This is a genomic window from Streptomyces sp. NPDC001980, from assembly GCF_040296885.1.
Classification (GTDB): domain Bacteria; phylum Actinomycetota; class Actinomycetes; order Streptomycetales; family Streptomycetaceae; genus Streptomyces.
In genome coordinates, this window is the sequence record NZ_JBEOYD010000003.1 from 269,531 (window position 1) to 296,295 (window position 26,765).

At 71.1% G+C, this 26,765-nt stretch carries 28 protein-coding genes and 1 riboswitch; of the genes, 17 read left to right on the plus strand and 11 right to left on the minus strand.

Features of this window, described 5'->3' with window-relative positions; all coding sequences use genetic code 11:
• Positions 1-155 precede the first annotated feature (155 nt).
• The 8 genes from ABT137_RS05875 to ABT137_RS05910 all read left to right on the plus strand — a co-directional run bounded on the left by ABT137_RS05875 (position 156) and on the right by ABT137_RS05910 (position 5,785).
• Complete coding sequence (locus tag ABT137_RS05875) at positions 156-617, plus strand: cupin domain-containing protein (protein ID WP_351703615.1); 462 nt, start codon at positions 156-158, stop codon at positions 615-617.
• A 55-nt stretch (positions 618-672) separates the two neighbouring features.
• Positions 673-1,602, plus strand: coding sequence for an alpha/beta hydrolase fold domain-containing protein (locus tag ABT137_RS05880; RefSeq protein ID WP_351703070.1), 930 nt, complete (start codon positions 673-675; stop codon positions 1,600-1,602).
• A gap of 90 nt (positions 1,603-1,692) precedes the next feature.
• The gene (locus ABT137_RS05885) at positions 1,693-2,619 is read left to right on the plus strand and encodes a helix-turn-helix transcriptional regulator (protein WP_351703073.1); all 927 of its coding nucleotides are present in this window, start codon (positions 1,693-1,695) and stop codon (positions 2,617-2,619) included.
• A gap of 134 nt (positions 2,620-2,753) precedes the next feature.
• Complete coding sequence (locus tag ABT137_RS05890; protein WP_351703076.1) at positions 2,754-3,635, plus strand: hypothetical protein; 882 nt, start codon at positions 2,754-2,756, stop codon at positions 3,633-3,635.
• Between the two features lie 50 nt (positions 3,636-3,685).
• Positions 3,686-3,961, plus strand: a complete 276-nt coding sequence (locus tag ABT137_RS05895) for a type II toxin-antitoxin system Phd/YefM family antitoxin (RefSeq protein WP_351703079.1) — start codon at positions 3,686-3,688, stop codon at positions 3,959-3,961.
• Positions 3,958-4,209 carry a type II toxin-antitoxin system RelE family toxin gene (locus ABT137_RS05900; protein ID WP_351703082.1) on the plus strand — a complete coding sequence of 84 codons (252 nt, stop codon included), beginning with the start codon at positions 3,958-3,960 and terminating at the stop codon, positions 4,207-4,209. Before ABT137_RS05895 ends, ABT137_RS05900 begins: the two co-directional genes overlap by 4 nt.
• A 57-nt stretch (positions 4,210-4,266) precedes the next feature.
• A complete protein-coding gene (locus tag ABT137_RS05905) occupies positions 4,267-4,842 on the plus strand; it encodes a hypothetical protein (protein WP_351703085.1) in 576 nt (191 codons plus the stop codon).
• A 43-nt stretch (positions 4,843-4,885) separates the two neighbouring features.
• The gene (locus ABT137_RS05910; protein WP_351703088.1) at positions 4,886-5,785 is read left to right on the plus strand and encodes a bifunctional helix-turn-helix transcriptional regulator/GNAT family N-acetyltransferase; all 900 of its coding nucleotides are present in this window, start codon (positions 4,886-4,888) and stop codon (positions 5,783-5,785) included.
• A 24-nt stretch (positions 5,786-5,809) separates the two neighbouring features.
• On the opposite strand, the gene ABT137_RS05915 is transcribed toward ABT137_RS05910, so the two are convergent.
• Together ABT137_RS05915 and ABT137_RS05920 are read right to left on the minus strand one after the other, a co-directional pair.
• Positions 5,810-6,406, minus strand: coding sequence for a TIGR03086 family metal-binding protein (locus ABT137_RS05915; protein ID WP_351703091.1), 597 nt, complete (start codon positions 6,404-6,406; stop codon positions 5,810-5,812).
• Positions 6,407-6,483: 77 nt separating this feature from the next.
• Positions 6,484-7,167 (minus strand): TetR/AcrR family transcriptional regulator, encoded by a 684-nt coding sequence (locus ABT137_RS05920; protein WP_351703094.1) that lies wholly within the window; start codon positions 7,165-7,167, stop codon positions 6,484-6,486.
• 149 nt (positions 7,168-7,316) lie between these two features.
• Here ABT137_RS05920 and ABT137_RS05925 point away from each other — a divergent pair, with 149 nt between their 5' ends.
• A complete protein-coding gene (locus ABT137_RS05925) occupies positions 7,317-8,111 on the plus strand; it encodes an SDR family NAD(P)-dependent oxidoreductase (protein ID WP_351703097.1) in 795 nt (264 codons plus the stop codon).
• 218 nt (positions 8,112-8,329) lie between these two features.
• On the opposite strand, the gene ABT137_RS05930 is transcribed toward ABT137_RS05925, so the two are convergent.
• Entirely contained in the window at positions 8,330-9,883 is a 1,554-nt protein-coding gene (locus tag ABT137_RS05930; protein ID WP_351703100.1) for a carboxylesterase/lipase family protein, read from the minus strand.
• A 493-nt stretch (positions 9,884-10,376) separates the two neighbouring features.
• On the opposite strand from ABT137_RS05930, the gene ABT137_RS05935 reads away from it, so the two are divergent.
• Positions 10,377-10,835, plus strand: coding sequence for a hypothetical protein (locus tag ABT137_RS05935; RefSeq protein WP_351703102.1), 459 nt, complete (start codon positions 10,377-10,379; stop codon positions 10,833-10,835).
• 33 nt (positions 10,836-10,868) lie between these two features.
• Here the strand turns inward: ABT137_RS05935 and ABT137_RS05940 are convergent, their stop codons facing one another.
• The 5 genes from ABT137_RS05940 to thrC form a co-directional block, all read right to left on the minus strand.
• Positions 10,869-11,996 carry an NADH:flavin oxidoreductase gene (locus tag ABT137_RS05940; protein WP_351703105.1) on the minus strand — a complete coding sequence of 376 codons (1,128 nt, stop codon included), beginning with the start codon at positions 11,994-11,996 and terminating at the stop codon, positions 10,869-10,871.
• A gap of 368 nt (positions 11,997-12,364) precedes the next feature.
• Positions 12,365-13,987 (minus strand): chaperonin GroEL, encoded by a 1,623-nt coding sequence (gene groL, locus ABT137_RS05945; protein WP_351703108.1) that lies wholly within the window; start codon positions 13,985-13,987, stop codon positions 12,365-12,367.
• Positions 13,988-14,306: 319 nt separating this feature from the next.
• Positions 14,307-14,513 carry a cold-shock protein gene (locus ABT137_RS05950; RefSeq protein WP_019057200.1) on the minus strand — a complete coding sequence of 69 codons (207 nt, stop codon included), beginning with the start codon at positions 14,511-14,513 and terminating at the stop codon, positions 14,307-14,309.
• A gap of 468 nt (positions 14,514-14,981) precedes the next feature.
• Positions 14,982-15,257, minus strand: coding sequence for a MoaD/ThiS family protein (locus ABT137_RS05955; protein WP_351703111.1), 276 nt, complete (start codon positions 15,255-15,257; stop codon positions 14,982-14,984).
• A gap of 42 nt (positions 15,258-15,299) precedes the next feature.
• Positions 15,300-16,583 (minus strand): threonine synthase, encoded by a 1,284-nt coding sequence (thrC, locus tag ABT137_RS05960; RefSeq protein ID WP_351703114.1) that lies wholly within the window; start codon positions 16,581-16,583, stop codon positions 15,300-15,302.
• Between the two features lie 18 nt (positions 16,584-16,601).
• Positions 16,602-16,763, minus strand: a riboswitch (SAM riboswitch).
• Positions 16,764-16,920: 157 nt separating this feature from the next.
• Here thrC and ABT137_RS05965 point away from each other — a divergent pair.
• The 5 genes from ABT137_RS05965 (at position 16,921) to ABT137_RS05985 (ending at position 21,939) form a co-directional block, all read left to right on the plus strand.
• The gene (locus tag ABT137_RS05965) at positions 16,921-17,865 is read left to right on the plus strand and encodes a glucosyl-3-phosphoglycerate synthase (RefSeq protein ID WP_351703116.1); all 945 of its coding nucleotides are present in this window, start codon (positions 16,921-16,923) and stop codon (positions 17,863-17,865) included.
• A gap of 130 nt (positions 17,866-17,995) precedes the next feature.
• Positions 17,996-19,432 (plus strand): alpha,alpha-trehalose-phosphate synthase (UDP-forming), encoded by a 1,437-nt coding sequence (locus ABT137_RS05970; RefSeq protein WP_351703118.1) that lies wholly within the window; start codon positions 17,996-17,998, stop codon positions 19,430-19,432.
• 128 nt (positions 19,433-19,560) lie between these two features.
• Positions 19,561-20,283 (plus strand): alanyl-tRNA editing protein, encoded by a 723-nt coding sequence (locus ABT137_RS05975; protein WP_351703120.1) that lies wholly within the window; start codon positions 19,561-19,563, stop codon positions 20,281-20,283.
• Entirely contained in the window at positions 20,283-20,858 is a 576-nt protein-coding gene (locus tag ABT137_RS05980; RefSeq protein ID WP_351703122.1) for a helix-turn-helix domain-containing protein, read from the plus strand. Before ABT137_RS05975 ends, ABT137_RS05980 begins: the two co-directional genes overlap by 1 nt.
• A gap of 19 nt (positions 20,859-20,877) precedes the next feature.
• Positions 20,878-21,939, plus strand: a complete 1,062-nt coding sequence (locus ABT137_RS05985) for a threonine aldolase family protein (protein ID WP_351703125.1) — start codon at positions 20,878-20,880, stop codon at positions 21,937-21,939.
• A gap of 17 nt (positions 21,940-21,956) precedes the next feature.
• Here the strand turns inward: ABT137_RS05985 and otsB are convergent, their stop codons facing one another.
• The 3 genes from otsB to ABT137_RS06000 form a co-directional block, all read right to left on the minus strand.
• Positions 21,957-22,808: a trehalose-phosphatase gene (otsB, locus tag ABT137_RS05990; protein ID WP_351703127.1), complete on the minus strand. Its 852-nt coding sequence runs from the start codon at positions 22,806-22,808 to the stop codon at positions 21,957-21,959.
• A gap of 91 nt (positions 22,809-22,899) precedes the next feature.
• A complete protein-coding gene (locus ABT137_RS05995; RefSeq protein WP_351703130.1) occupies positions 22,900-23,133 on the minus strand; it encodes a DUF3263 domain-containing protein in 234 nt (77 codons plus the stop codon).
• A gap of 17 nt (positions 23,134-23,150) precedes the next feature.
• Positions 23,151-24,419, minus strand: a complete 1,269-nt coding sequence (locus tag ABT137_RS06000) for an extracellular solute-binding protein (protein WP_502984482.1) — start codon at positions 24,417-24,419, stop codon at positions 23,151-23,153.
• Between the two features lie 131 nt (positions 24,420-24,550).
• Between ABT137_RS06000 and ABT137_RS06005 the strand changes: the two genes are divergently transcribed.
• Both ABT137_RS06005 and nagA read left to right on the plus strand, forming a co-directional pair.
• Positions 24,551-25,492, plus strand: coding sequence for an ROK family protein (locus ABT137_RS06005; protein WP_351703136.1), 942 nt, complete (start codon positions 24,551-24,553; stop codon positions 25,490-25,492).
• A gap of 95 nt (positions 25,493-25,587) precedes the next feature.
• Positions 25,588-26,718 (plus strand): N-acetylglucosamine-6-phosphate deacetylase, encoded by a 1,131-nt coding sequence (nagA, locus tag ABT137_RS06010; RefSeq protein WP_351703618.1) that lies wholly within the window; start codon positions 25,588-25,590, stop codon positions 26,716-26,718.
• Positions 26,719-26,765 lie beyond the last annotated feature (47 nt).

The following is a 26,765-nucleotide window of genomic DNA, read 5'->3' on the forward strand; positions in this document are numbered from 1 at the left end:
ACGTGAAAGGCCTCGTCCATGCCCTGGGCGGCGCTGCCGGTGGTACCGCTGGTCCTACCCCAGGCTCTGGCGACGGCCGGTTCCGGAAGAGGATCATCGGCGCGGGATGGTCACCCCACACCGGTCACCCACACCGAACGGACACCGCCGTGAGCATGATGTACCTCGCCCAGCCCGACCAGCAGCAGAAGCTCGAATGGCTCGACGGCGGCCAGTTCGCCGTCCTCCTGGACAGTGCGGCCACCGACGGACAGCTGACCGTGGGACGGTTCAGCGTCGCCAAGGGGGAGGCGCCGCCCTATCACATGCACACCCGCGAGGACGAGGTCTTCATGCTGATCAAGGGCACCGCGCTGGTGTGGTCGGACGACCAGGAGCTGGAGCTGACGGAGGGCGGGATCGTCTATCTGCCCAAGAACGTCCCGCACGGCTACCGGATCACCTCCGACACCGCCGACCTGTTGATGATCTGCACTCCGGCCGGCATCGAGGGCATGTTCCGGCACGCCGGACGCGACCTGTCGACCGCACGGCCGGAGGGGTTCGAGATATCCAAGGACCTGATGGCCGAGGCCGCCGACATGTACGGCCAGATCATCCTCGGCCCGCCGCGCTGAACGTCGGCGCCCCCGCCGGCACCCCGCGTCCGCCCCCCTTACGAAAGGCACAGCCATGTCCGGGCAGCAACGCCGCGACCTCGACGAGATGCTCCGGCACTCCCCGCTCGACGTCGGCGGCGACATAGCCGAAGCACGCGCGGTCTTCCACGAGATGATGACCTCGATACCGCTGCCCCCCGATGTCACGACCACCCCCGGTCTGCTCGGCGGCGTCCCTGTCGTCACGGTCGAGACGCCGGGCGGCGATCCGTCCGACGTGGTCCTGTACTTCCATGGCGGCGCGTACGCCATCGGCTCCGCCGCCGACGCGGCGGGCCTGGCCGCCGACGTGTCCCGGCGCGTCGGCGCCCGTGCCGTCTGCGTCGACTACCGGCTGGCTCCGGAGAACCCGTTCCCCGCGGCCGTCGACGACGCGGTGGCCGCGTACCGCGCGCTGCTCGACCAGGGCGTCCCCGCCGCCCGGATCGCCTTCGTCGGCGAGTCCGCCGGGGGCGGCCTGACCGTCGCGACGCTGGTCGCCCTCAAGGCGGCGGGGCTGCCCCAGCCGTCCTCGGCCGCGGTGTTCTCCCCCTGGGCCGACCTCACGGTGTCCGGAGCCGGCGCGACCGGCAGGGCCGACCTGGACCCGGCACTCACCCCGCAGGCCCTGCGCACCCGGGCCCGCGACTACCTCGGTCCGACGACGCCCGGCACCGAGCCGCTGGCCAGCCCGGTCTTCGCCGACCTGACGGGGCTGCCGCCGCTGCTCGTCCAGGTGGGCTCGCACGAGATCCTGCTGGACGACGCCGTCCGGCTGGCCGCCCGCGCCGCCGCCGACGACGTCCGCGTCGAACTCCAGGTCTGGCCCCAAGTCCCGCACGTCTTCCAGGCGTTCGCCGTCATGCTCGACGAGGCCGACGAGGCGCTGAACTCCGCCGCCGCCTTCACCCGGGCCCACTGGGCGGCCGCCCGGACCTCCGCCGAGGCCGCGCTCAGCTCCTGACCGCTGCCCCAAGCAGGCCTTTACCCAGATGTGGCAAAGGACTTCCACTGTGCGCAGCTCATCCGAACAATTGCGAACGATGATGCCCGCATGGCAACGACGAACAACTTCGGCATCGCCCTGCGCGGCTGGCGGGAGCGCCGTTCACCCCTGACGGGCGAGCTGGAATCCGCCGCGGACCGGCGCATCCCCGGTCTGCGCCGTGAGGAACTGGCCCGCCTGGCCGGGCTGTCCGTCGACTACGTGGTGCGGCTCGAACAGGGCCGCGCCCGCAACCCCTCGGCCCAGGTCGTCGGCGCCCTGTCCCGGGCGCTGCGCCTGGACGCCGAGGAGCGCGACCACCTGTTCCGGTGCGCCCGGCTCACCCCGCCCGCCGCCGGTGATGTGCCACGGCAGGTGCCGCCGAGGGTCCACCGGCTCGTCCGGCAGCTGGGCGACGCGCCGGTCGCGGTCTACGCCGCCGACTGGACGCTGCTGAGCTGGAACCGGATGTGGGCCGCCGTCATCGGGGACCCCCGTACGTACGGCTGGGACCAGGGCAATCTCGTCGCCGGGATGTTCCGCTCCCACGGCGGCCACCGCGTCGATTCCATCGCCGCCTGGCCGGTACGGTCCTGGGCGGGCGACGAGGTCGAGGAGGAGTCCCTGGTGGCCGACCTGCGGGTCACGGCGGTGGCCTACCCCGACGACGCCCGCCTCTCCTTACTCGTCGACCGCCTCCTGGAAACCAGCCCCCGCTTCGCCCGGCTGTGGTCCAACGGCACCGCGGGCCTCCACACCGGCGACCGCAAGACCGTCGAACACCCCCTGGTCGGCGACCTCACCCTCGACCTCGACGTCCTCACGGTCCCCGGCTCCGACCTCCGCATCGTCGTCTACGCGCCCGCCCCCGAATCCGACGACACCGAGAAACTGGCGGCCCTGCGCGGTGCCCCGAGGCTCAAGCCGCCAGTCCCGAGCCCTTTTTTCAGGGAACGGGTGGAGGGCCTCAACCCACCCTCCCACCCGGCGAGTTGACGTGACGCGTTCGAGTTGCCACGCACAGTCACGATCGTCTAGCGTGCCCGCATAACGAACGAAACAGCCCCCGTCAGGCGCTACCAACACCTGCGGGGGCTTGACCAACGAGATCGGTTACGAGGCTCGATCCCATGGCTGACAGCCAGCTTAGTGCTGCCCTCCCGCCCGCGCACGTCACCCCGCACCCCATGGCCAACCCGGGGTACGGAAAGCGGTCCGCGCCCGGCCAACTCCGTCGCACCGCCCACGACTTCGCCCACCTCCCACCCCGCGAAGCCGCCATCGCCGGGTACGTCGACCGGCTCCCGGACGGCGCCGACATCTCCGTGAAGACGCTGGCCAAGCACCTCCCATACGGTCAGTGCGCGCTCCGCACCGCCCTCAACAACCTCCAGCGGGCCGGGCACTTGAGGCGAGGCCGGGAACATCTGGCCGACTCGGGGACCCGACGCTGGATCACCCGATCGTGGTGGTCCCGTACCGCACGCGACGATGACTGGTGGGCGGCGTTCACCCGAGGCGCCGTACCGGAGCCGGAGCAGCCTCCCGACCGGGCCCGCCCCACCCGCAGCCGCGCCCACATCCTCCTCGCGGCCCTCGGCCGTACGGCTCCCGCGCTCTCCCTCTCCCAGGCCGACTGCGCCGCCCTCGCCCCGCTGCTCATGGAGTGGTTCGCTCGCGGCGCCACCGACGAGTACGCACTCCAGGCCCTGACCAGCGGCCTGCCCTCGCCCGTCCACCACCCGGCCGCCCTGCTGCGCAGACGCCTCACCGACAAGCTCCCTCCCGAGCCGGTGCGTCCCCCCGCCCGCCCGCCGCTCCGGATCCTGGAGTGCGCGAAGTGCAGAGCGCCGGGCCGCCCGGAGGCGCTGCCGGGCGGCATCTGCGGCGCATGCCGGGGCGAACCCGCCCCGAGCAGTCCCCACACACCCCTGTCACCTCCCGAGGTCCAGTCCCGGGTCGCCGAGATCCGTGGCGCGATGAACCAACGACGAGAGAGGACACCGGCATGACGGCTCCTGCGCACACACTGCACGCACCCGCAGGTGTGTACAGTTTTTCCATGGAGACATATCCGCTTGTGGAGGCCCGGAACCAGCTCGGCCAGCTTGTCGGCCGGGTCCGGCACGGTCAGGAGCACATCCTGATCACCGAGTACGGCAAGCCCGCCGCAGCGCTGATCCCCATAAGCGAGCTTGAGGAACTTCAGCGACTTCGGGACGACGCGGACATCGCCGAAGCACGTGCACGGGAAGCCGCTCGCTCCGGGCCTTCGATGGCGCACGACGAGTTCATGGCGCAGTTGGAGGACGAGGACCGCCGAGAGGTCGCTTCGTGATCCACGCGGTGGTGTGGGAACACCGCGCCATGGACGAGTTCCGGCGGCTGCGGGCGATCGATCCCGTGGGTGCCAAGGCGGCTGCCGCAGCGGTGCGAGCGCTTGCCGAAGAGCCTCGCCCGGAGGAGGCCCGCGCACTCGGAACATCGGGGTATTACCGCCTGCACGTCGGCACTTGGCGGGTGCTCTACCGCCCGGACGGCGAGACGGTCACCGTCTACGTGCTCAAGGTAGGTCGCAGCACCTGACATCACGCTCCGGACGTTCCGGAGGTGTTGTCAGCGCCGTATGCCACGCTGGTTCATATGAACCACTCCCAGCTCACCGCTCTGGGCCGAGCCCTTCGTCTGCTCGGCGAGCACGGGGAGGCCCTGACCGGCGACACTCCCGACGCCAAGCTGCACGAGGTCAAGGACGACCTCCGGCGCGCCCTCGATCTGCTGGAGGAGAGCGTCAGCGCGGCCGCGCCCACCACCCGGTGTGCCGAGCATCCGCAGGGCCCCGTGGACGAGAGCGCCCCTGACCTGTGCCTGCTCTGCGAGACGCGGCGGCGGGCCGCGCGGCGGTCGGAGTTCGCGGGTGGGCCCCGGCCGCTGCCGGGGGAGGCCGTCAGTCCCTCCATGTCGCGTTACGGGGCGCGGGCCGACCGGCCGCAGCCGCAGCAGCGCTGGCTGCCGGAGGCGTGGAACGGCCGGGAGTGGGAGCTGTGCGGCACCCCCCGGCGCGACCGGCGCGAGGCCGAGCTGTACCTCGCCGCCCAGCGACGCGGGTCCCGGCCGGCCATGGCCTACCGACTGGTCCACGAGTTCACCGACTACGAGGTGCTCCGGGTCTGGGGCACTCCGGTGCACGTGGACATCGAGCCGCTCGGCAACCTCTAGCGGCCGGTGGCGCCACCCACTGTTCTCTGACTAAAGTCAGAGGATGGATCGGGCACAGATCGAGGACGTACGGCGGTTCAACCGGACCGTCACCGAACGCGTGGGCGTGCTCCACGACCGCTACCTGGGCCGTGACCGGCCGATCGGCGAGTCCCGGCTGCTCTGGGAGATCGGCGAGCAGGGCCAGGACGTCCGGCGTCTGCGCGAACGGCTCGGGCTCGACTCCGGGTACGTCAGCCGGCTGCTGCGTTCCCTGGAGGCCGCCGGGCTGGTGGCGGTGGAGCCGCAGCCCCAGGACAGACGGGTACGCACGGCGCGGCTCACCGAGAAGGGCCGCGCGGAGCGCGCCCTGCTCGACGACCGCAGCGACGACCTCGCCGCTTCCCTGCTCCGGCCGCTCAACGCCGCACAGCGCGCCCGGCTGGTCGCGGCCATGGCCGAGGTCGACCGGCTGCTGACCGCCGGGACGGTCACCCTGGACGTCGTCGACCCCGACCACCCCGACGCCCGGCACTGCCTGCTGTCCTACTTCGCCGAGTTGCAGGAGCGCTTCGACACCGGCTTCGATCCCGCGCGCAGCCTGCTGCCCGACGCGGGCGAACTCCGGCCGCCGCGCGGCCTGTTCCTGGTCGCCCGGCTGCACGGCGAACCCGTCGGCTGCGCGGGGGTGAAGCTGCCGCCCGGGGCTCCGGCCGAGATCAAGCGCATGTGGGTCGCCCCGCACGCCCGCAGACTCGGCCTCGCCCGCCGGTTCCTGACCGAGCTGGAGGCACAGGCCGCCCGGCACGGCTACGACACCCTGCGCCTGGACACCAACAAGACGCTCAGCTCCGCGATCGGCCTCTACCACTCCTACGGCTTCCAGGAGGTTCCGGCGTTCAACGACGAGCCGTACGCCCATCACTGGTTCGAGAAGCGGATCACCGCGCCGTCACCGGGGTGACGACCGGGTCCGGCCCCACGGCCCTCACCTGCGCTCCGGCTCCCTCCCCAGCAGCCGCAACGTCTCCTCCAGCGGTCCGGCCCCCGCGGGAACCTCCTCCGCGGGCGCGAAGGCGAACCCCGGCCCCCGCCCCGCCGGGTCCGCCGGAACGAGCCGCGCGACGGCGAGGGCCGCGCCGAGCACGTCGTCCGGCAGTTCCACCGCCACGTCGAGGGTGGCGGCCACGTCCCAGGCGTGCACCACGTAGTCGACGAAGTGGAAGCTGATCGCCCTCCGTCCGGGAAAGCTCCCGCCGAGCTCCGGCAGCGCGAACTCCCGCTCGCTCGCCCCCGGTTCGCCGAACGCGCCGAGCACCTCCGCCGCGGCCGCCCGGTGCACCCGCGACGGCTCGCTCATGTCCTGCGGCTCCCGCCACCGGGCGGCATCCTGTCCGGCGCCCCGTGCGGCGGCCGCGAAGCCGTGGTGCTGGGCCGCCATGTGCGCCACCAGCCGACGCAACGTCCACCCCGCACAGGGGGTGTCCCGTTCCCAGTCCTCGCCGCCCGCCAGATCCACCACCCGAACCGCCTCACGCACGGCGATCCGGTCCAACTCGACGATGTCCGCTCCGGTGACAGTCATGACACCGATTCTAAAATTGTGCGAACGGTCGTGCTAGTTGTTTTCGCGCCGCCCGCGCTCTTCGATTTGCCGTGGATTCAGGAGACTTGCGGCACCCGCAGCGGATCCGCCGCTACCGTCCGCAGGCGTGCCGCTATCCCGACGCGGGCCCGCCGGTAGGCGGTCTCCTCGCCGCGCAGCACCGCGACCCCGTTGGCGGCCTCCATCAACGCGATGAGTTCGAAGGAAAGTTGGGGCGCATCGACGTCGGCCCGCAACTCACCCACCTCCCGCGCCTCGGCGACGGTGCGCTCCACGTACGCCGACCAGTCTCGCTGGGCCCGCACCACGGCGTCGTGCACCGGCCCCGAGCGGGCGTCGAACTCGGCGATCACCTCGTAGAAGAAGCAGCCGCCCGGAAAGACCCGCCCCCGCGAGTACTCGAGCCAGGCCTCGCACAGCCGCCACACCCGCAGCACCCCCGCGGGTTCCGCCGACACCGGACGGATCACCCGCTCGGCGAAGACGCGTCCCGCCTCCCGCACGGTGGCAAGCTGCATCTCCTCCTTGGACCCGAAGAGCGCGAACACCCCGCTCTTGCTGAGCCCCAGATCCGACGCCAACCGCCCGACGGACAACGCCTCCAGCCCCTCCACGGACGCGATCTCGACGGTCCGGTCCAGCACCAGCCGACGGGTGCGGTTCCCCCGTTCGACCCGTCCGTCCGGCCTTGCCGTGGAAGTGTCCTCGCCTGTCACGCGGGGAACAGTAGCGCGCGGCATCGGTGATCCACGGAGATCGGCCGCCGTCTCCCGACCGCCCCGAGCTTCACCGATGCCGCCATCCAGGCACTGAACGCCCGAACCCTTTGTGCCGGAACGCCCACCCGGGTACCTGAGCGGAGACAGATACGCGGAAGGGGTTCGGCGGGATGAAGATCGATCTGACGGGGCGCACGGCACTGGTCACCGGCTCCACGCAGGGCATCGGCGCGGCGATCGCCGTCGGCCTGGCCCGGGCCGGGGCCCGGGTGGGGGTCAACGGCCGGGACGCGCGGCGCGTCGAGGAGAGCGTGGCCCGGCTGAAGGAGCAGGCGCCCGGCGCCGACCTCGTGCCGGTCGCGGCGGACGTGACCGGCGAGGAGGGCGCCCGACGGGCGGCGGAGGCGCTGCCGCAGGTGGACATCCTCGTCAACAACCTGGGGATCTTCGGCGCCGAGGACCCCCTGCGGATCACCGACGAGGAGTGGCGGCGGTACTTCGAGGTGAACGTCCTGGCCGCGGTGCGGCTGACCCGCCTCTTCCTGCCGGGCATGACCGAACGCGGCTGGGGGCGCATCCAGTACATCGCCAGCGACTCGGCGGTCGCCATCCCCGCGGAGATGATCCACTACGGCATGTCGAAGACCGCGCTGCTCGCGGTGGGCCGCGGCTTCGCCAAGCAGGCCGCCGGTACGGGCGTCACGGTGAACTCCGTGATCGCCGGTCCCACCCACACCGGGGGCGTCGAGGACTTCGTCTACGAACTCGTCGACCGCGACCTGCCCTGGGACGAGGCCCAGCGCGTCTTCATGCGCGAACACCGGCCGCAGTCGCTGCTGCGGCGCCTGATCGAGCCGGAGGAGATCGCCCACATGGTGGTCTACCTCAGCTCCGACCAGGCCTCGGCCACCACCGGTGGCGCCCTGAGGGTGGACGGCGGCTACGTCGACTCCATCCTGCCGTGACCGGCCCGGTCCCGCGGCTCACCCTTCCCGGGGCAGGAGCGTGGCGGCGAGCGTGTCGGCCAGCCATTCCTCGTAGGTGGCGGCCGGCCAGCCCCGCCCCGCGGTGAGCCGGGTGAACAGCTGCGGTCCTGCCGGGGCCCGGACGGCGTCCGCGAGTTGTGCCGGATCCGTGCCCGGCGGCGGACCTGAACGGGGCCGCCGACAAGGCCTGACCTCGGTCAGCCGAGCAGTGGTGAGGGAGCGAAGTCGTGTCCCTCCCACAGCTGCCTGCTCGTCTCCTCCGGGTACGCCGTCACCGTCGGTGTCGCGTCCAGGACCTGGGTGGTGCGGGCCTCGGTGTCGTAGGCCGGCCAGCCCGGGTCGCCGCTCGCGGCGAAGGACGTCCATGCGGTGCGGAAGCGGGCGGAGAGGGCCTCGGCCTCGGGGGTGACGTCGGTGCCGGCCCAGAGGAGGTTGGCGATGTCCGCCTCGAACGTGCCGAAGAGGAGGGGGATGTCCAGGCCGTGGCAGGCGCCGAGGAGTCCGTCGTTGCCCGGGGCGCTCCAGGTCAGTTCGTAGAGGTGGGCCCGGCCGCCGCCCGCGGTCTGCGCCTCCGCCAGGCGCAGGGACGGTACGGCGAACAGCCAGTCGGTCTGCACCCGTTCGTACAGCTCGCTCGGCGAGGCGTCGGGGTGGGCCGCGCGGTAGGCGTGCTCGCCCACCGAGCCGCCCGGTGCGAACAGGCGCAGGGCGCCGGTCGCCTGCTCCTCCGTGATCTTGCCGTACATCCCGCTCATGACCAGGAACAGGCGGAACTCGTCGCGGTTGTGACCGACGAGGAGGTCCACGTCGCGGGCGGCACCGGAGGCCAGCGCCTGCCAGGGGGTGGTCGGGAGCACCTCGCCGTCGACCACCGGGGAGAACGGGGTGACCGTCGGCGCGATCTGGCCCCAGCGGTCCACGTACTGGGGCATCTTGGCGCCGAGCGCCTGCCCGGCCTCGGTCAGCCGGCGCGGGTCGGTCGTCGCCAGGTCGGCCGCCGTGGGGCGCAGGCCGGCCTCGGCGGCGAGGGCCCTGCCGATGTCCTCGGCCAGGTCGAGGGAGAAGAACGTGCCCGGGACGCTCTGCGCGATCGCCCGCCGGAACAGCCCGCGCGCCCTCGGCATCGCCAGGAGGGACGCCACCGATCCGGCGCCCGCCGACTCGCCGAAGACCGTGACCTGGCCGGGGTCGCCGCCGAACGCCGTGATGTTCTCCCGCACCCACTCCAGCGCCGCCACCTGGTCCAGCAGGCCCCGGTTGGCGGGCGCGCCCTCGATCTGGGCGAAACCCTCCATGCCGACGCGGTAGTTGAGGGAGACCACGACCACGTCGCCGTCGCGGGCGATGTGCTGGGCGTCGTAGCCGGGGCTGCCGGAGTGGCCGAGCTTGTAGGCGCCGCCGTAGATCCACACCATCACCGGGCGGCGGGCGGCCGGGTCCGGGGCGGGTGTCCACACGTTCACCGTCAGCCAGTCGTCGCCCTCGGGGGCCTCCAGGACACCCGTGCGCCCCTGGATGCCCAGGTCCTGCGGGGGCGGCGGGCCGAAGGCGTACGCCTCACGCGTCCCCTCCCAGGGCCGCGCCGGGCGCGGCGCGGCGAACCTGGCCGCTCCCACCGGGGGTTCGGCGAACGGTATCCCCCGGAAGACCGCCAGGCCGTCCTCCCGCAGGCCGCGCACGGCACCGGCGGTGGTGCGCACGACAGGGCCCTCGGCGGCGGCCGTCGGCTCGGCGGACTCGTTCGTGATCATGATCGCTCGCTTTCGACGGCTGGTTGCTGCCACTTCCGACGACTGACCGCCACCGGTTTCACGGCCGGTCACCGATGAAACGTCCGGCGTCTCGCACGAGTGCCGAACACCCCTCACCCGTTGGAGTGAATCCAGGCGATCCGGGTCAGCCGCGCCGGGCCACGAACGCCCTGGCCTCCGCCTCGTCGATCTCGTACACCGTCTCATGGGCCCGTGGATCCCGCGCAGGGAACATGTGTCCGTTCGGCCGGACCGGCACCGGCGGCTCCGGCGGCCATCACAAGCCGATAACGAAGTGCGCGAGGCAAGTGGGCAGGTTCCGCACCCCACTTGAGACGTTCCGGCAGGTCAGCGCCGCGTCTTGGGGCCGTTCCCGGGGGCCGCTCGCACAGGATCCTGACGTCCCATATCTCAACAGCCAGCCGACAGTCAGCCGCCGACCGGAGAGCCGAGCCGTGACCACATACGCGACCCACGCGACAGGAGAGCGCCGGTGAGCGGCCTGCTCAAGCAGTTGCGTGTCTCGCTCCTGATCACCCTCGGGGTGATGGGCTTCGGCGACCTGTTGCACGCCCCGGACGCCCTGCTGTTCGGGAACTTCCTGGCGGCCCTGGGCGACGAGGCCGTGTCCCTGGTCGTCCTCTGCACCCTCGTCGCCCTCGTCCACTCCGTGATCTACGGCGCGATGCACTTCGGACGCCCCGAGACCCGCGAGGTGCGAGGCGTTTGGGCCGGGGTGGCGGTACTGCTGGCGCTCGACGTGGTCCCGCTGTTCGCGACGGGTTACGTCGTACTGGCCCTCATACCTCTCCTGGCCGCCGCCGGCGGCTGGGCCTTCGGGAGGTACCGGGGCAAGGAGGCGGACGCCGCGCCCTACGGCGCCCTGATCTTCGGCCTCCTGTCCCTGCCCGTGCAGGGTGTGGTCGCCCTGGTCATGAGCATCGCGGGATGATCACGACCAGGGCAGGGGGGCGAACCGCCGGGATCAGCTCAGCGTCTTGAGCGCCTCCGCGTCGTACGACGTGAGCTCGTCCGTGCGGCCGGCCAGGACCTTCGCCGCCCACTCGGGGTCCTGGAGGAGGGCGCGGCCGACGGCGACCATGTCGTACTCGTCGCGCTCCAGGCTGTCGAGGAGGTCGTCGATGCCCTTGACCGGGGAGCCCTCGCCCTGGAAGCCCTTGATGAAGTCGCCGTCGAGACCGACCGAGCCGACGGTGATGGTGGGCCTGCCGGTGAGCTTCTTGGTCCAGCCGGCCAGGTTCAGGTCGGAGCCGTCGAACTCGGGGAGCCAGTAGCGGCGCGTGGAGGCGTGGAAGACGTCGACGCCGGCGGCGGCCAGCGGGGTGAGGATCGCCTCCAGCTCCTCGGGGGTCTCGGCGAGGCGGGCGTCGTAGTTGTCGGACTTCCACTGCGAGTAGCGGAAGATGACCGGGAACTCCGGGGAGACCGAGTCGCGTACGGCGGCCACGATCTCCGCCGCGAACTTCGTACGGGCGACCGGGTCGCCGCCGTACGCGTCGCTGCGGCGGTTGGTGCCCGCCCACAGGAACTGGTCGAGCAGGTAGCCGTGGGCGCCGTGCAGCTCGACGCCGTCGAAGCCGATGCGCTCGGCGTCGGCCGCGGCCTCGGCGAACGCGCGGATGACGTCGTCCAGGTCCTGCGAGGTCATCGGCCTGCCCTCGCCCTCGGTGCCGTCCAGGCGGATGCCGGAGGGGCCGACGGCGGGGGCGTCCGCGACCGGCGGCTGGCCCTGCTTGCGGACCATGCCGATGTGCCACAGCTGCGGGACGATCGTGCCGCCGGCCGCGTGCACCCCCTCGGCGACCTTCGCCCAGCCCGCCAGCTGCTCCTCACCGTGGAACCGCGGGACGCGGGTGCTCTGCCCGGCCGAGTCGTGGCCGACGTACGTCCCCTCGGTGACGATCAGACCGACACCGGCGGCGGCCCGGCGGGAGTAGTACGAGACCACGTCCTCGCCGGGGATGCCGCCGGGGCTGAACTGGCGGGTCATCGGCGCCATCACGATCCGGTTGGGGACCGTGAGCCCGTTCAGGGCGATGGGACGGGAGAGGATCTCGGCCGCGCGGGAGGCGGGGGGCGTGGTGACGGTCACGTGGGGGGCTCCTCGTGAGTAGGTCGGGTACCCGGGCAATACACCCAGGTCGTATACCGGACGGTATGTGCACACGCATCGAGTGCACGTCTGTGCAGAACGACCTGCCCGGGCGTGCACATTCCCGCTCCCGCACGGATGCCGTGTGACCCGGGACACGGCCCCACCGCCGTCCGTGCCGAGCGCTCCGGCCGGGGGTACCCCCAGCGCCCCTCGGGGCGCTGCCGAACCGCAGCGGACTTCGCCCGAGCCGCTCGGCCGACGAGCAGCTCCCGCTTGCTCAGCTGCGGAAACGCCGAAGGGCGGCACCCCCTGTCGAACAGGGGGTGCCGCCCTCGGTGCTGCGTCAGAACATCCGAGCCTCAGGCTCAGAAGTCCATGTCACCGCCCGGCATGCCGCCCGGAGCGGCCGCGGCGGCCTTCTCCGGCTTGTCGGCGATGACGGCCTCGGTGGTGAGGAACAGCGCGGCGATGGAGGCGGCGTTCTGCAGGGCAGAGCGCGTCACCTTCGCCGGGTCGATGATGCCCTCGGCGACCAGGTCGACGTATTCACCGGTCGCGGCGTTCAGGCCGTGACCCGGGGTGAGGTTGCGGACCTTCTCCACCACGACGCCGCCCTCGAGGCCGGCGTTGACGGCGATCTGCTTCAGCGGGGCCTCAAGGGCGAGCTTCACGGCCTGGGCGCCGGTCGCCTCGTCACCTTCGAGGTCCAGCTTCTCGAAGACGGTGGACGCCTGGATGAGCGCCACGCCACCACCGGCGACGATGCCCTCCTCGACGGCCGCCTTGGCGTTGCGGACGGCGTCCTCGATGCGGTGCTTGCGCTCCTTGAGCTCGACCTCGGTCGCGGCACCGGCCTTGATGACGGCGACGCCACCGGCGAGCTTGGCCAGGCGCTCCTGGAGCTTCTCACGGTCGTAGTCCGAGTCGGACTGCTCGATCTCGGCGCGGATCTGGTTGACCCGGCCCTGGACCTGCTCGGTGGAGCCGGCACCGTCGACGATGGTGGTCTCGTCCTTGGTGATGACGACCTTGCGGGCGCGGCCCAGCAGGTCGAGGGTCGTGTTCTCGAGCTTGAGACCGACCTCCTCGGAGATGACCTCGCCGCCGGTGAGGATGGCGATGTCGTTCAGCATCGCCTTGCGGCGGTCGCCGAAGCCCGGGGCCTTGACGGCGACGGACTTGAAGGTGCCGCGGATCTTGTTGACGACCAGGGTCGACAGGGCCTCGCCCTCGACGTCCTCGGCGATGATCAGCAGCGGCTTGCCCGACTGCATGACCTTCTCCAGGAGCGGGAGCAGGTCCTTGACGGAGCCGATCTTCGAGTTGGCGATCAGGATGTACGGGTCGTCGAGGGACGCCTCCATACGCTCCATGTCGGTGGCGAAGTACGCCGAGATGTAGCCCTTGTCGAAGCGCATACCCTCGGTGAGCTCCAGCTCCAGACCGAAGGTCTGGGACTCCTCGACGGTGATGACGCCTTCCTTGCCGACCTTGTCCATGGCCTCGGCGATGAGCTCGCCGATCTGGGTGTCGGCGGCGGAGATGGAGGCCGTGGAGGCGATCTGCTCCTTGGTCTCGACGTCCTTCGCCTGCTCCAGGAGGGCACCGGAGACGGCCTCGACGGCCTTCTCGATACCGCGCTTCAGAGCCATCGGGTTGGCACCGGCGGCCACGTTGCGCAGGCCCTCGCGGACCAGGGCCTGGGCGAGGACGGTCGCGGTGGTCGTACCGTCACCGGCGACGTCGTCCGTCTTCTTGGCGACTTCCTTGACCAGCTCGGCGCCGATCTTCTCGTACGGGTCCTCCAGCTCGATCTCCTTGGCGATGGACACACCATCGTTGGTGATCGTGGGGGCGCCCCACTTCTTCTCAAGGACGACGTTGCGGCCCTTGGGGCCGAGGGTGACCTTGACGGCGTCGGCGAGCTGGTTCATACCGCGCTCAAGGCCGCGCCGCGCCTCCTCGTCGAACGCGATGATCTTGGCCATGTGAAGTGGTCCCTCCAGGACTGGGGGTGAGTCTTCAGGACCGCGCCCGCGCCCGCGACGGACGGCTCGCCGACCCGTGGGTTCCTTGCCCCACCCGGCCTGCGGGCCTCACCGACCCGGTCCTTCGTTGTCACTCTCACCTTCAGAGTGCTAACGCCAATGATTAGCACTCGGCCTAGGCGAGTGCAAGCGGCTCTCGCGGACTGGGGCCCAGGACATGAGGACCGAGGGCCCTGGACATGCCGAAGGGCCCGTGCCCCGGGAGGCACGAGCCCTTCGAAGAAGTACAGAAGAACGTCGCTGTCAGTCGGCGCGTGCTTCAGCTGGTCGCCAGCCGGACCATGTCCGCCTGCGGCCCCTTCTGGCCCTGCGAGATCTCGAAATCGACCCGCTGACCCTCTTCCAGGGTGCGGTAGCCGTCCATCTGAATCGCGCTGTAGTGGACGAAAACATCCGCACCACCGTCGACCGCGATGAAGCCGTACCCCTTCTCCGCGTTGAACCACTTGACGGTGCCCTGAGCCATGCCTAACTCCCCTATTACTGGCCCTTGCACAGATCCACACTTCGCGGATCCGGGTCAGACCTCACCCCCCATTGGTTGGGGGCGTGCGCCGGAACGCGTCGACCGCGGCTGAATGTATCTGTCCAACTGCCGTCTGCAACAGGTCAATCGGACGAGAATTCTGGACGGAAGGGGTCCGGAATGTAGCAAGAATTCGGCCGAATTCAGGGCAAGTCGGGCCCCATAAAGGCCACAAAAGCCGCATATAACCCGCACACTTTGGCTACTTCTTGCTGGGCTCGCGGTATCGAATACGGGGCTCCCGACCTGGAGATCGGGACCGTGTTCCCCAACTGTACCGCGCTCAACCACACAGAATTGCCCCCTCCGCTTCTCTCACGGAGGGGGCAATCAGATGAACAGTCGGTGATCGGCGTTACCGAAGGTAATGTTCGGTCATTCGATCAGCCTGTCATGCAGGTCAGCAGGTCAGCCGCCGGCGACGGCCGGGATGATGGAGACGCCGGCGCCGTCCGGGGTGACGGTCTCCAGGCCCTGCTCGAACCGCACGTCGTCGTCGTTGACGTACACGTTGACGAACCGGCGCAGCTTGCCCTGGTCGTCGAGAACACGCGCGGAGATACCGGTGTGCTTCTTCTCCAGGTCCGAGATGACCTCGCCGAGGGTGGCCCCTTCGGCGGCGACTTCGGCCTGACCACCGGTGTAGGTGCGCAGGATGGTGGGGATGCGAACGGTGACGCTCACGTTTTTACCTCCGGTCTGGGCAACGCCCTATTTCTCGGGGACTCAGGCGAGCCCGGCCTCGCGGAAAGACTCCAGATTAGGGCGAATGGTCGCGGTGAGCCCGGTCCCCGCCACCGCGTCCAGCGTCTTCAGTCCATCACCGGTGTTGAGTACAACGACCGACTTCGCCGGATCAATCAACCCATTCTCAATGAGCTTTTTGGTGACTCCAACCGTCACCCCGCCGGCGGTTTCCGCGAAGATTCCCTCGGTCCGCGCGAGCAGCTTGATGGCGTCGACGACCTGCTCGTCGGTCACGTCCTCCACGGCACCGCCGGTGCGCCGCGCGATGTCGAGGACGTACGGCCCGTCGGCCGGGTTGCCGATGGCGAGGGACTTGGCGATGGTGTTCGGCTTCTGCGGGCGGACCACGTCGTGGCCCTCCTTGTAGGCCACCGACACCGGCGAGCACCCCTCGGCCTGGGCACCGAAGATCTTGTACGGCTTGTCCTCGACGAGACCGAGCTTGATCAGCTCCTGCAGACCCTTGTCGATCTTCGTGAGCTGCGAGCCGGAGGCGATCGGGACGACGAGCTGGTCCGGGATCCGCCAGCCGAGCTGCTCGCAGATCTCGTACGCCAGGGTCTTGGAGCCCTCCGCGTAGTACGGCCGCAGGTTGACGTTGACGAAGCCCCAGCCCTCGCCGGCCGGGTCGCCGATCAGCTCGGAGCAGAAACGGTTCACGTCGTCGTAGTTGCCCTCGATGCCGACGAGCTCGCCGCCGTAGATCGCGGCCATGACGATCTTGCCCTGCTCCAGGTCGTGCGGGATGAACACGCAGGAGCGGAAGCCGGCCCGGGCGGCGGCGGCACCGACCGCGCCGGCCAGGTTGCCGGTGGAGGAGCAGGAGAGGGTGGTGTAGCCGAAGGCGCGGGCGGCCTCGACGGCCTGGGCGACGACGCGGTCCTTGAAGGAGTGCGTCGGGTTGCCGGAGTCGTCCTTCACGTACAGCCCGCCGGTCACCCCGAGCTCACGGGCCAGGTTGTCGGCCTGGACGAGCTTCGTCCAGCCGGGGTTGATGTTCGGCTTGGTCGCCACGTCCGCGGGGACGGGCAGCAGCGGCGCGTAGCGCCAGATGTTCGCGGGACCCGCTTCGATCGTCTTGCGGAGTTCCTCGGTGTCGTAGGCCGAGAAGTCGTACGCGATCTCCAGCGGGCCGAAACACTCCTCGCAGGCGAACAACGGGCCGAGCGGCACCCGGTGACCGCACTCGCGGCAGCTGAGGGCAACGGCGGGGCCGAGGTCGACGGTGGAATCCGTGGTGCTTGCAACAGTCTGCACAGCCATGTGAGGCGAGGCCCTTTCTCCTCATCTTCCTCACGACGCATCTCGTCGTGAGACGGATTTGGCACCTTCCCTAGCCGGGAGCCTCGCGAGCGATCGACACTGATCGGCGATCTACGAGTACCGACTGGAGGGTTGCCGGGGCTTCAACGGGCCGTTTCCCTCTGCCCCTCTGGATGAGCGGTATGCGGTTGTCAACGCCGGGTGACCCCAGGACATGCGATGGTCATCGGCGTTGTTCAAGACTGTAACCGAAGGCCAGGACAGTTGAGAGAGTCGTCCGAACCGCGAGATGGATCACACCTCGTCGTGTGACCGTGACAGTGAGGAGCCGCTGACCGTGCTGGAAGAAGTCGAGCGCTGGCTGGCCACCCGCTCCTGGTCCGTAACCGATCGTCCGCTGCACCGGGTCATGGCCGCCAAACGGTCCTCCGGACAGACGGTCAGCGTCGTGCTGCCCGCGCTCAACGAGGAGGAGACCGTCGGCGACATCGTCGCGATCATCCGCCACGACCTCATGCAGCAGGTGCCGCTCGTCGACGAGATCGTGGTCGTCGACTCCGGCTCCACCGACCGCACGGCGGCCGTCGCCGCGGCGGCCGGCGCCCGTGTCGTCCACCGGGACGCGATCCTGCCCCGCATCCCCGCCGTCCCCGGCAAGGGCGAGGTCCTCTGGCGCTCTCTCCTGGTCACCTCCGGGGACATCGTCTGCTTCATCGACGCCGACCTGCGGGACTTCTCCTCCGACTTCGTCACCGGGATCGTCGGCCCCCTCCTCACCGACCCGGACGTCGACCTGGTCAAGGCGATGTACGACCGCCCGCTCGGCGGCGCCGCCGGACAGGGCGGCCGGGTCACCGAGCTGATGGCCCGTCCGCTGCTGAACATGCACTGGCCGCAACTGGCCGGCTTCGTCCAGCCGCTCGGCGGCGAGTACGCGGCCCGCCGCTCGCTGCTCGAACAGCTCCCCTTCCCGGTCGGCTACGGCGTGGAGCTGGGCATGCTGGTCGACGCCCTGCACCTGGTGGGGCTCGACGCGCTGGCGCAGGTCGACGTCGGCGTCCGCAAGCACCGCCACCAGGACGGCCAGGCCCTCGGCCGGATGTCCGCCGCGATCTACCGCACGGCCCAGCTGCGGCTGGCCCGCGGCCACCTGATCCGCCCCTCCCTCACCCAGTTCGAACGGGGCGAGGACGGCTTCGAGCCGCGCACGTACTCCGTGGACACGGAGGAGCGGCCGCCGATGGTGGAGATCACGGAGTACGCCGAGCGCAAGGTGGCGTGAGGTCGCCGTGCGGCAGCCGTGCGCCGGATGGCGTGACTTCGCCGTACGGCCGTATACGGCGGCGCGTCGGGCGCGGCCGTACGTTTGAGCGTTTACGGGCCGGGCTAGGTTGACGCGTATGGCTTCCCCCATGGCTTCCACCGGCGGTGCCGAGGTGCTGGTCGCCTCGAACCGCGGCCCGGTCTCGTACGACCTGCGCGAAGACGGTTCGCTGCACGCCAAGAGGGGCGGCGGCGGACTGGTCTCAGGGCTGTCGGCCATCGGGCCGGACGCGAACGCGGTGTGGGTGTGCGCGGCGCTGGGCGACGGCGACCGGGAGGCGGTGCGGCGGGCCGAGGGCGGCAGGCTGCCGGCCTCGGACACCGGCGGGCAGCAGGTCCGGATGCTCGACATCGACGCCGACGTGTTCGCCGACGCGTACAACGGCATCGCGAACTCGGTCCTCTGGTTCGTCCACCACATGCTGTACCAGACCCCGCTGGAGCCCGTCTTCGACGCGGAGTTCCGGCGGCAGTGGGGTTCGTACCAGGCCTACAACCGGGCGTTCGCGGAGGCCCTGTCGCAGGAGGCGGGCGAGGGTGCGGTGGTGGTCATCCAGGACTACCACCTGGCACTCGCCCCGCGCATGCTCCGCCGCCTCCGCCCCGACCTGCGGATCGGCCACTTCTCCCACACCCCCTGGGCACCGCCGGACTACTTCCGCCTCCTCCCCGACGACATCGCGGCGGAGCTGCTGAGCGGGATCCTGGGCGCCGACCACGCGGCGTTCCTGACCCGGCGGTGGGCGGACGCGTTCGTCGACTGCTGTCACGCGGTGCTGGGTCCGGGGATTCCGGCCGCCGATCCGTCGTCCGGCGGGACCCGGATCGGGGTGCACGGGCTGGGGGCCGACGCGGACTTCCTGCGGAAGCGGTCGCACGAGCCGGACGTGGACGAGCGGATGCGGGCGCTGCGCGAGGAGATCGGCGAGGGGCGGAAGGCCATCGTCCGCGTCGACCGGACGGAGCTGTCGAAGAACATCGTGCGGGGGCTGCTGGCGTACCGGCAGCTGCTCGACGACCACCCCGAGTGGCGCGAGCGGGTGGTGCATGTCGCGTTCGCGTATCCGTCGCGGCAGGACCTCGCGGTGTACCGCGACTACACGGCCGAGGTGCAGCGGGTGGCGGACGACATCAACTCGGCGTACGGGACCGCGGGTTGGACGCCGGTGGTGCTGCATGTGAAGGACGACTTCGCGCGGTCCCTGGCGGCGTACCGGCTGGCCGACGTGGCGCTCGTCAACCCCATCCGGGACGGGATGAACCTGGTCGCCAAGGAGATTCCCGTGGTGTCGGACGAGGGGTGCGTCCTGGTCCTGTCGCGGGAGGCGGGGGCGTACGAGGAGCTGGGCGAGGACGCGGTGGTGGTGAACCCCTATGACATCGGGGGGACGGCGGAGGCCCTGCAGCGGGCGCTGACGATGCCGGTGGAGGAGCGGACGGAGCGCTGCAAGCGGTTGGCCGCGGGCGCCACCGCACTGCCGCCCGCGCAGTGGTTCCTGGATCAGCTGGGGGCGCTGGGCGGGTGAGTTCTCCGCCTCCGGGATCCTGAGACCGGAGCGCTCAGCGGCCCTGCTGCTCGACGTTGCCACGACCCATCGTTCACTATAACGAACGAGGGGTTCGCCATTCCGAGTGAGTTCGTTATAGTGAACGCATGGTTCATTCAGTTGAGACCGTTCGGGTAGCCGCACAAATCGCCACCTACCTCGACGACACCTACCTGGAACAGGTGGACACCCGGGTGATCGCCGTCGGCGAGAGAGACGGACTGCCGTGGGCGGCCGTCGAGCACTGCCTGTTCCATCCGCAGGGAGGGGGCCAGCCTGCGGACCGGGGGTGGCTGGAGAGCGCGGAGATCATCCCGGTCCGGGACCACGAGTCGGGGCTCGTCATCGCCATGGCTCCCGAGGGCGGCACTCTGCCGTCCGTCGCCGTCGGGCAGCAGGTCCGGGCGCGGATCGACCTGCACGCCCGGATGGCACACGCCGCGCTGCACACGGCCGGGCACCTGGTCGAGGCCGCCGGGCGGACGCAGGGGTGGGAGATGGTCGCGAGCAACCACTTCCCCGGCCAGGCCCGGATCGAGTTCCGGACGCCGCGGCCGGACACCCGGCTGGCCGATCCGGAGGGACGGGAGGAGGCGACCGCCGCGCTGCGGGCCGCCGTCGCCACCGCGATCGCCGACGATCTGCCCGTCCTCGCGCGCTACGAGGGCGAGGGACGGCGCGTGGTGCACCTGGACACCCTGCACCGCGCGCCGTGCGGGGGCACGCACGTGCGCAGCCTCGGCGATCTGGCCGAGGTGGTCCTGCCCACGCTGAAGGTGAAGAAGGGCCGCGTCCGCGTGTCCTACACCGCGACGCACAGGAGCCGCTGATGACACCCCCGCCGTCCGGCCGGCAGCCGGTGAGCAGTACCGCGGCCGCGGTCGGCGCGAAGATCCGGCTGCGCCGCCAGCAGCGCGGTATGAGCGCCGCGGAGATGGCCCGGCGCGCCGGGCTGAGCAAGGCCACGCTGTCGCAGCTGGAGGCCGGCAACGGCAATCCGACCATCGACACCCTGGACGCGATCGCGATCGCCCTGCGCATCCCGATCGCCGACCTGCTGGCGCGCGACGCCGACACCGGGCCGGTCTTCCGTCCGGCCACGCCCGCCGAACCGGGCGAGGTCTCCCGGGAACTGCTGCGCCGTATCAGCAGCGGCAACAGCCTGGAGATCTGGCGGCTGCGCATCCCGCCCGAGACGGAGCTGGCAGGCGTCCCGCACGCCACCGGCACGATCGAGCACCTGCTCATCGCCACCGGGTACGTCACCGCCGGCCCCGTCGACGCCCCGCAGGACCTGGGCCCCGGCGACATGCTCGCCTTCGCCGGGGACGCCCCGCACTTCTACCGCACCGGCGCCGAGGAAGTGGACATCACCGTCGTCTTCGCCTCCCCCATCAGCAGCTGAGACCGAGGAAGACCCCCTCATGAGCCCCACCACCGCCACCACCCCCTCCGGCCGTGCCTTCATCAGCGACAACATGGCCGGGGCATCCCCGCAGATAGCCCGGGCCGTCGCCGACGCGGTCGCCGGCCAGGTCCTGCCCTACGGCAACGACCCCGTCACCGACAGCGCCCGCCGCAGGCTGGGTGAGATCTTCGAACGGGACGTCGACGTCTTCCCCGTCTCCACCGGATCCGCCGCCAACGGCCTGAGCCTGGCCGCCCTCACCCCGCCCTGGGGCAGCGTGCTCTCGCACCCCGGCAGCCACATCAACCACGACGAGTGCGGCGCCCCGGAGTTCTTCACCCACGGCGCCAAACTCGTCGGCGTCCCCGGCCCCGACAGCAAGATCGACCCCGACGCACTCCAGCAGGCCGTGCGCCGCCGGGCCGGTGACGTGCACAGCGTGCAGCCGTCCGTGGTGAGCATCAGCCAGGCCACCGAGAGCGGCAGCGTCTACACCCTTGAGGAGATCCGCCGGCTGTCCGCCATCGCCAAGGATGCCGGGCTGCGCGTCCACATGGACGGCGCCCGCTTCGCCAACGCCCTGGACCACATCGGCGCCACCCCCGCCGAGATGACCTGGCAGGCCGGCATCGACGTCCTGTCCTTCGGCGCCACCAAGAACGGCGGGATGACCGCCGACGCCATCGTCTCCTTCGACCCCGCGCTCGCCACCGAGCTCGCCTTCCGCACCAAGCGCGCCGGCCAGCTCACCTCGAAGATGCGCTTCCAGACGGCCCAGCTCGACGCCTACCTCACCGACGGCCTGTGGCTGCACAACGCCCGCCAGGCCAACGCCATGGCCGCCCGGCTCGGCGAAGGCCTCAAGGCCATCCCCGGCACCGGCCTGCTGGCCACACCCCAGGCCAACATCGTCTTCTGCCGCCTCCCCCAGCACGTCACCGAAGGACTCCTCGCCGAGGGCTACGCCTTCTACCACGACCGCTGGGAACCGGGCATCGTCCGCTTCGTCACCGCGTTCTCCCACACCCCCGAAGACATCGACCAGCTCATCGACGCGGTCCACCGCCACACCCGCTGAAGGACCGGAAACGGGGCCTACGGGGCACTCAGGGCGGCCAGACTCCTCAGCAGTCGTACGACTCCCTCCGGGCCGTCCGTCACCACGTCCGCCCGGTCCGCCAGCTCGGTCACCTCCGTGCTGCCGCTGCACACCAACAGGCCCGGGACGCCCTCCTCGCGGAGTTTCTCCACGGCGGCGAAGGCCGGGATGTCGCCCAGGTCGTCACCCGCGTACAGGACCGCGCCCGCGGAGATGTGCCTCGCGTACTCGCTCAGGGCCACGCCCTTGTCCATGCCCGGGGGGCGGAGTTCCAGGACCAGGCGGCCCGGTTCGACGATCAGGGCGTGCCGGGTGGCGAGGTCGGTGAGCGGGGTGCGGAGGGTTTCGAAGGTGGCCTGGGGGTCGGCGGCGCGGCGGGTGTGGACCGCGATCGCCCGGCCCTTCTCCTCGATCCAGGTACCGTCCGAGGCTCCGGCGCGGTCGAGGAGGGCGGGGAGTTCGGCGCGGACGGCGGCGATGCCGGGGTGCGGGGGCGGTGCGGTGAGCTCGCCGGTCGCCGCGTCCCAGCGTTCGGCGCCGTAGTGGCCGAGGACGACGAGGTGTTCCAGGCCGGGCACGTCCGCGAAGCCGCCGTAGCGGACGGCCACCTCGGCCGGGCGGCCGGTGACGACGGCGACGGCGGCCACCTTCGGGGCGAGCGCGGCCAGCACCGGTACGGCGTCCGGGTGGGCCCGGGCCTGCTCGGGGTCGGCGACGATCGGCGCGAGGGTGCCGTCGAAGTCGAGTCCGACGAGAGCGGTGCGGGGCTGCGAGAGAAGAGCGGCGAGGCCGTCACGACCGGCCGGGGTGCGCGGCGTCGGGAGGGGTTCCGTGATGTGGGTTCCCATACAGCTGACAGTATCGGCAGCGCCCCTTCAGGGGCGCGGGGAACTGCGCGACCAGCCCCCACCGGCCCGCAGATCCACGTCTACGGAATGCTCAGCGCTCCGACCGCCGCGCGTCCCTTACCCTCCGCAGCCTGTTCACCGTCACCGGATCGTGGGCCAGCGCCCGCTCGTCGTCCAGCAGGGCGTTCAGGAGCTGGTAGTAGCGCACCGGAGCCAGGTCCAGTTCCTCGCGTATCGCGCGTTCCTTCGCGCCGGGGCTCGGAAAGCCCCGGCGTTCGATGGCGAGCACGGCCTGCTCGCGCTCGCCCAGTTGATGCCGGTCCATGGCGAGAACCGTAACGCTCAGCCGGTCCCGCTCGTACGGCTGTCGGCCGTCGCCGCCTCTGCCTGGATCCGGGTGAGGACGCCGGTCGGGTTGCCGGTCGGGCTCACCGCCGTACCGATCTGCTTCTTGAGGTCGGCGCTGATCGCGGCCCAGGAGGTCTTGCCCGCGGGATAGAGCTCCGAGGTGGGCAGCTGCTCCAGGAAGGGGCGCAGCTGCTTGTCCTCGGCCTGCGTGGAGTCGGTCATCGCCTGGGACGCGGACGTGGTGACGGGCAGCAGGCCGTACTCGCGGGAGAAGGCGAGGACGTTCTTCTCGCTGTAGACGTAGTTCAGGAAGTCGCCGACCTGCTCGGCGTGGCCGTTCTGCCTGAACGCCGCCATCCAGTCGGCGACGCCCATCGACGCGGTGCTGGTGCTCTGGCCGGCGCGGGCGGGCATCGGGACCGTGCCGAACTTCACGCCCTTCTTCTCGGCCTGCTTGATCAGCGTGGGGTGGCCGTTGAGCATGCCGACCTGGCCGTCGGCGAAGGCGGCGAACGCGGCCGCGCGGTTCAGCTTGCCCGGGGCCACCGGACCGGTCAGGCCCTTGCCGACCAGCTCGTCCTTGAGCCAGGTGAGGGTGTCGATGTTCTGGGAGGAGTCGATCGTGTACGTGCCGGTGTCGTCGGTGTAGCCGCTGCCGCCGCTGAGCAGCCACTGCATGGTCTCCGCCTGCGCTTCCTCGGGCCCGAGCGGCAGCGCGTACGGGTACTTCACGCCGTCCGCCTTGAGCGCCTTCGCGTCGGCCGCGAGCTCGTCCCAGGTGGTGGGCGGGGTCGTGATGCCGGCCTGGGAGAAGAGGGTCTTGTTGTAGAAGAGGACGCGCGTAGACGCGGCGAACGGTATGCCGTACTGCGCGTGGTTCCACTGGCCCGCCTCGGCGAGCTGGGACGGGAAGTCGGCCTGGACCGGGATGGAGAGCAGGTCACCGGCCTCGTACAGCTTGCCGGCGGCCGCGTAGTCGGCGTACGAGCCGATCTGCGCCAGGTCGGGGGCCTTGTCGGCGGCGACCATGTCCTTGACCTTGCGGTCGACGTCGTTCCACGAGTAGACGGTGACGTCGACCTTCACGTCGGAGTGCTGGGCCTCGTACGCCTTGGCCAGCTTGTCCCAGTACTTCTGGGAGCTGTTGACGGCGGAGTCTCCGTAGTCGGCGGCGACGAGTCTGAGGGTGACGTCCGAGGATCCCGTCGTCCCGCACCCACCGAGGACCGCCGTCATGCCCGTTGCGGACACCACCGCGATCATTCCTGCCCTACGCCGCCGCACGTGTACTACCCCTGTTTCTTACTGTCTCGCCGTTCAATATGTGGACCTATAAGGTCTACACCACGCAAGTGGACTAGACCTCTTGCGGGTCGACGGGCCACACTGTTCCCGTGAGACATGTCATCGCCCTGGACGTGGGCGGCACCGGAATGAAGGCCGCGTTGGTCGGCCCGGACGGCGAGCTGCTCCACCGGGACCGCCGGGCGACCGGCCGGGACCGCGGCCCCGACGCCGTCGTCACCGCCATCCTCGACTTCGCCGCCGAGCTGAAGGCGTACGGCGAGCAGCACCTCGGCGAGCCGGCGTCCGCGGCCGGCCTCGCGGTCCCCGGAATCGTGGACGAACGGGCCGGCGTCGCGGTCTACGCGGCCAACCTCGGCTGGCGCGACGTCCCGCTGCGCGCCCTCCTCGCCGACCGCCTCGGCATCCCGGTCGCCCTCGGCCACGACGTGCGCACCGGCGGCCTGGCCGAGGGCCGGCTCGGCGCGGGCCGGGGCGCGGACCGCTTCTTCTTCGTGGCCCTCGGCACCGGGATCGCCGGCGGCTTCGGCCTGGACGGCCGGGTGGAGTCGGGCGCGCACGGCTTCGCGGGCGAGATCGGCCATGTCGTCGTACGGCCGCAGGGTGCCCCCTGTCCGTGCGGGCAGCGCGGCTGCCTGGAGCGGTACGCGTCGGCGGCCGCGGTGAGCGAGGCCTGGGCGAAGGCCGGCGGCGACCCGGACGCGGACGCGGCGGACTGCGCGAAGGCGGTCACGTCCGGCGACCCGAACGCCGTCCGGGTGTGGGGCGAGGCGGTGGCCGCCCTGGCCGACGGCCTGGTCACGGCCCTCACCCTGCTGGACCCACGGGTCCTCATCATCGGCGGCGGCCTGGCGGAGGCGGGGGACGTGCTGTTCGAGCCGCTGCGGGAGGCGGTGGAGCGCCGGGTGACGTTCCAGAAGCTGCCGGCGATCGTCCCGGCCGAGCTGGGGGACACGGCCGGTTGTTTGGGGGCGGGCCTGCTCGCCCAGGACCTGTTGACTACGACCACTACTCCGGAGGTAACCCCCTGATGGCTGCGACCGAGCCGCACGACAGCGCCCCTTCAGGGGCGCGGGGAACTGCGCGACCAGCCCCCACGGACCCGCAGCCCGCAGACCACGGACTGATCCTCTCCGGTGCCCGGGTGGTCCTCCCCACCGGAGTAGTCGAAAACGGCCGACTCGCCGTCGACGGCACGAAAATCGCCGCCGACGCCCCAGAGAACGCCCACCTCATCGACCTCACCGGCCACTGGCTCCTGCCAGGCTTCGTGGACATCCACAACCACGGCGGCGGCGGAGCCTCCTTCAGCTCCGGCACCGCCGAACAGGTCCTCACCGGCGTCCACACGCACCGCGCGCACGGCACGACCACCCTGGTCGCCTCCACCGTCACCGACGACATGGACGTCCTCGCCCGCCAGGCCGGTCTCCTCTCCGAGCTCGCCGAGCAGGGCGAGATCGCCGGCATCCACTTCGAGGGCCCCTTCATCTCCCCGTGCCGCAAGGGCGCGCACTCCGAGGCGCTGCTGCGCCACCCGGACCCGGCGGAGGTCCGCAAGCTGGTCGACGCGGCGCGCGGGCACGCGAAGATGGTCACGCTCGCCACCGAGCTCCCCGGCGGCATCGAGTCGGTACGGCTGCTCGCGGAGCACGGCGTGATCGCCGCCGTCGGCCACACGGACGCGACGTACGAGCAGACGCTGGAGGCGATCGACGCGGGCGCGACGGTCGCCACCCACCTGTACAACGCGATGCCGCAGATCGGCCACCGCGCGCCCGGCCCGATCGCCGCGCTCCTGGAGGACGAGCGGGTGACGGTCGAGCTGATCAACGACGGCACGCACCTGCACCCCGCCGCCCTGCAACTCGCCTTCCACCACGCGGGGCCGGACCGGGTCGCGTTCATCACGGACGCGATGGACGCGGCCGGCAGCGGTGACGGCCGCTTCCTCCTCGGCCCCCTGGAGGTCGAGGTCACCGACGGGGTGGCCCGGCTGGTGGACGGCGGTGCCATCGCCGGCTCCACGCTGACGCTGGACCGCGCGCTGCGGCGGGCGGTCACCGTCGACAAGCTCCCCGTCGAGCACGCCGTCGCCGCCCTGTCCGCCAACCCGGCACGGCTGCTGGGCCTCTCCGACCGCGTCGGCTCCCTGGAGCCCGGCAAGGACGCGGACCTGCTCGTCCTGGACTCGGACTTCACGCTGAAGGGCGTGATGCGACAGGGCGCGTGGGTGATCGCACCCGAACTGTCCTGATCCCTCCCCCTGTTGAGAGACGGCGACCCTAGGCCGGTCGCCGTCTC

Excerpts from the sequence above, each read along its gene's own strand:
- ABT137_RS05970 (WP_351703118.1), top strand. The coding sequence starts at position 17,996 with ATGGCTTCCACCGGCGGTGCCGAGGTGCTGGTCGCCTCGAACCGCGGC.
- ABT137_RS05985 (WP_351703125.1), top strand. The coding sequence starts at position 20,878 with ATGAGCCCCACCACCGCCACCACCCCCTCCGGCCGTGCCTTCATCAGC.
- thrC (WP_351703114.1), bottom strand. The coding sequence starts at position 16,583 with ATGGCTGTGCAGACTGTTGCAAGCACCACGGATTCCACCGTCGACCTC.
- ABT137_RS05925 (WP_351703097.1), top strand. The coding sequence starts at position 7,317 with ATGAAGATCGATCTGACGGGGCGCACGGCACTGGTCACCGGCTCCACG.
- ABT137_RS06000 (WP_502984482.1), bottom strand. The coding sequence starts at position 24,419 with ATGATCGCGGTGGTGTCCGCAACGGGCATGACGGCGGTCCTCGGTGGG.
- ABT137_RS05910 (WP_351703088.1), top strand. The coding sequence starts at position 4,886 with ATGGATCGGGCACAGATCGAGGACGTACGGCGGTTCAACCGGACCGTC.
- ABT137_RS05920 (WP_351703094.1), bottom strand. The coding sequence starts at position 7,167 with ATGCCGCGCGCTACTGTTCCCCGCGTGACAGGCGAGGACACTTCCACG.
- ABT137_RS05880 (WP_351703070.1), top strand. The coding sequence starts at position 673 with ATGTCCGGGCAGCAACGCCGCGACCTCGACGAGATGCTCCGGCACTCC.
- ABT137_RS05885 (WP_351703073.1), top strand. The coding sequence starts at position 1,693 with ATGGCAACGACGAACAACTTCGGCATCGCCCTGCGCGGCTGGCGGGAG.
- otsB (WP_351703127.1), bottom strand. The coding sequence starts at position 22,808 with ATGGGAACCCACATCACGGAACCCCTCCCGACGCCGCGCACCCCGGCC.
- ABT137_RS05905 (WP_351703085.1), top strand. The coding sequence starts at position 4,267 with ATGAACCACTCCCAGCTCACCGCTCTGGGCCGAGCCCTTCGTCTGCTC.
- ABT137_RS05875 (WP_351703615.1), top strand. The coding sequence starts at position 156 with ATGATGTACCTCGCCCAGCCCGACCAGCAGCAGAAGCTCGAATGGCTC.
- ABT137_RS05895 (WP_351703079.1), top strand. The coding sequence starts at position 3,686 with ATGGAGACATATCCGCTTGTGGAGGCCCGGAACCAGCTCGGCCAGCTT.
- ABT137_RS05930 (WP_351703100.1), bottom strand. The coding sequence starts at position 9,883 with ATGATCACGAACGAGTCCGCCGAGCCGACGGCCGCCGCCGAGGGCCCT.
- ABT137_RS05995 (WP_351703130.1), bottom strand. The coding sequence starts at position 23,133 with ATGGACCGGCATCAACTGGGCGAGCGCGAGCAGGCCGTGCTCGCCATC.
- ABT137_RS05890 (WP_351703076.1), top strand. The coding sequence starts at position 2,754 with ATGGCTGACAGCCAGCTTAGTGCTGCCCTCCCGCCCGCGCACGTCACC.
- ABT137_RS05980 (WP_351703122.1), top strand. The coding sequence starts at position 20,283 with ATGACACCCCCGCCGTCCGGCCGGCAGCCGGTGAGCAGTACCGCGGCC.
- groL (WP_351703108.1), bottom strand. The coding sequence starts at position 13,987 with ATGGCCAAGATCATCGCGTTCGACGAGGAGGCGCGGCGCGGCCTTGAG.
- ABT137_RS05950 (WP_019057200.1), bottom strand. The coding sequence starts at position 14,513 with ATGGCTCAGGGCACCGTCAAGTGGTTCAACGCGGAGAAGGGGTACGGC.
- ABT137_RS05915 (WP_351703091.1), bottom strand. The coding sequence starts at position 6,406 with ATGACTGTCACCGGAGCGGACATCGTCGAGTTGGACCGGATCGCCGTG.
- ABT137_RS05975 (WP_351703120.1), top strand. The coding sequence starts at position 19,561 with ATGGTTCATTCAGTTGAGACCGTTCGGGTAGCCGCACAAATCGCCACC.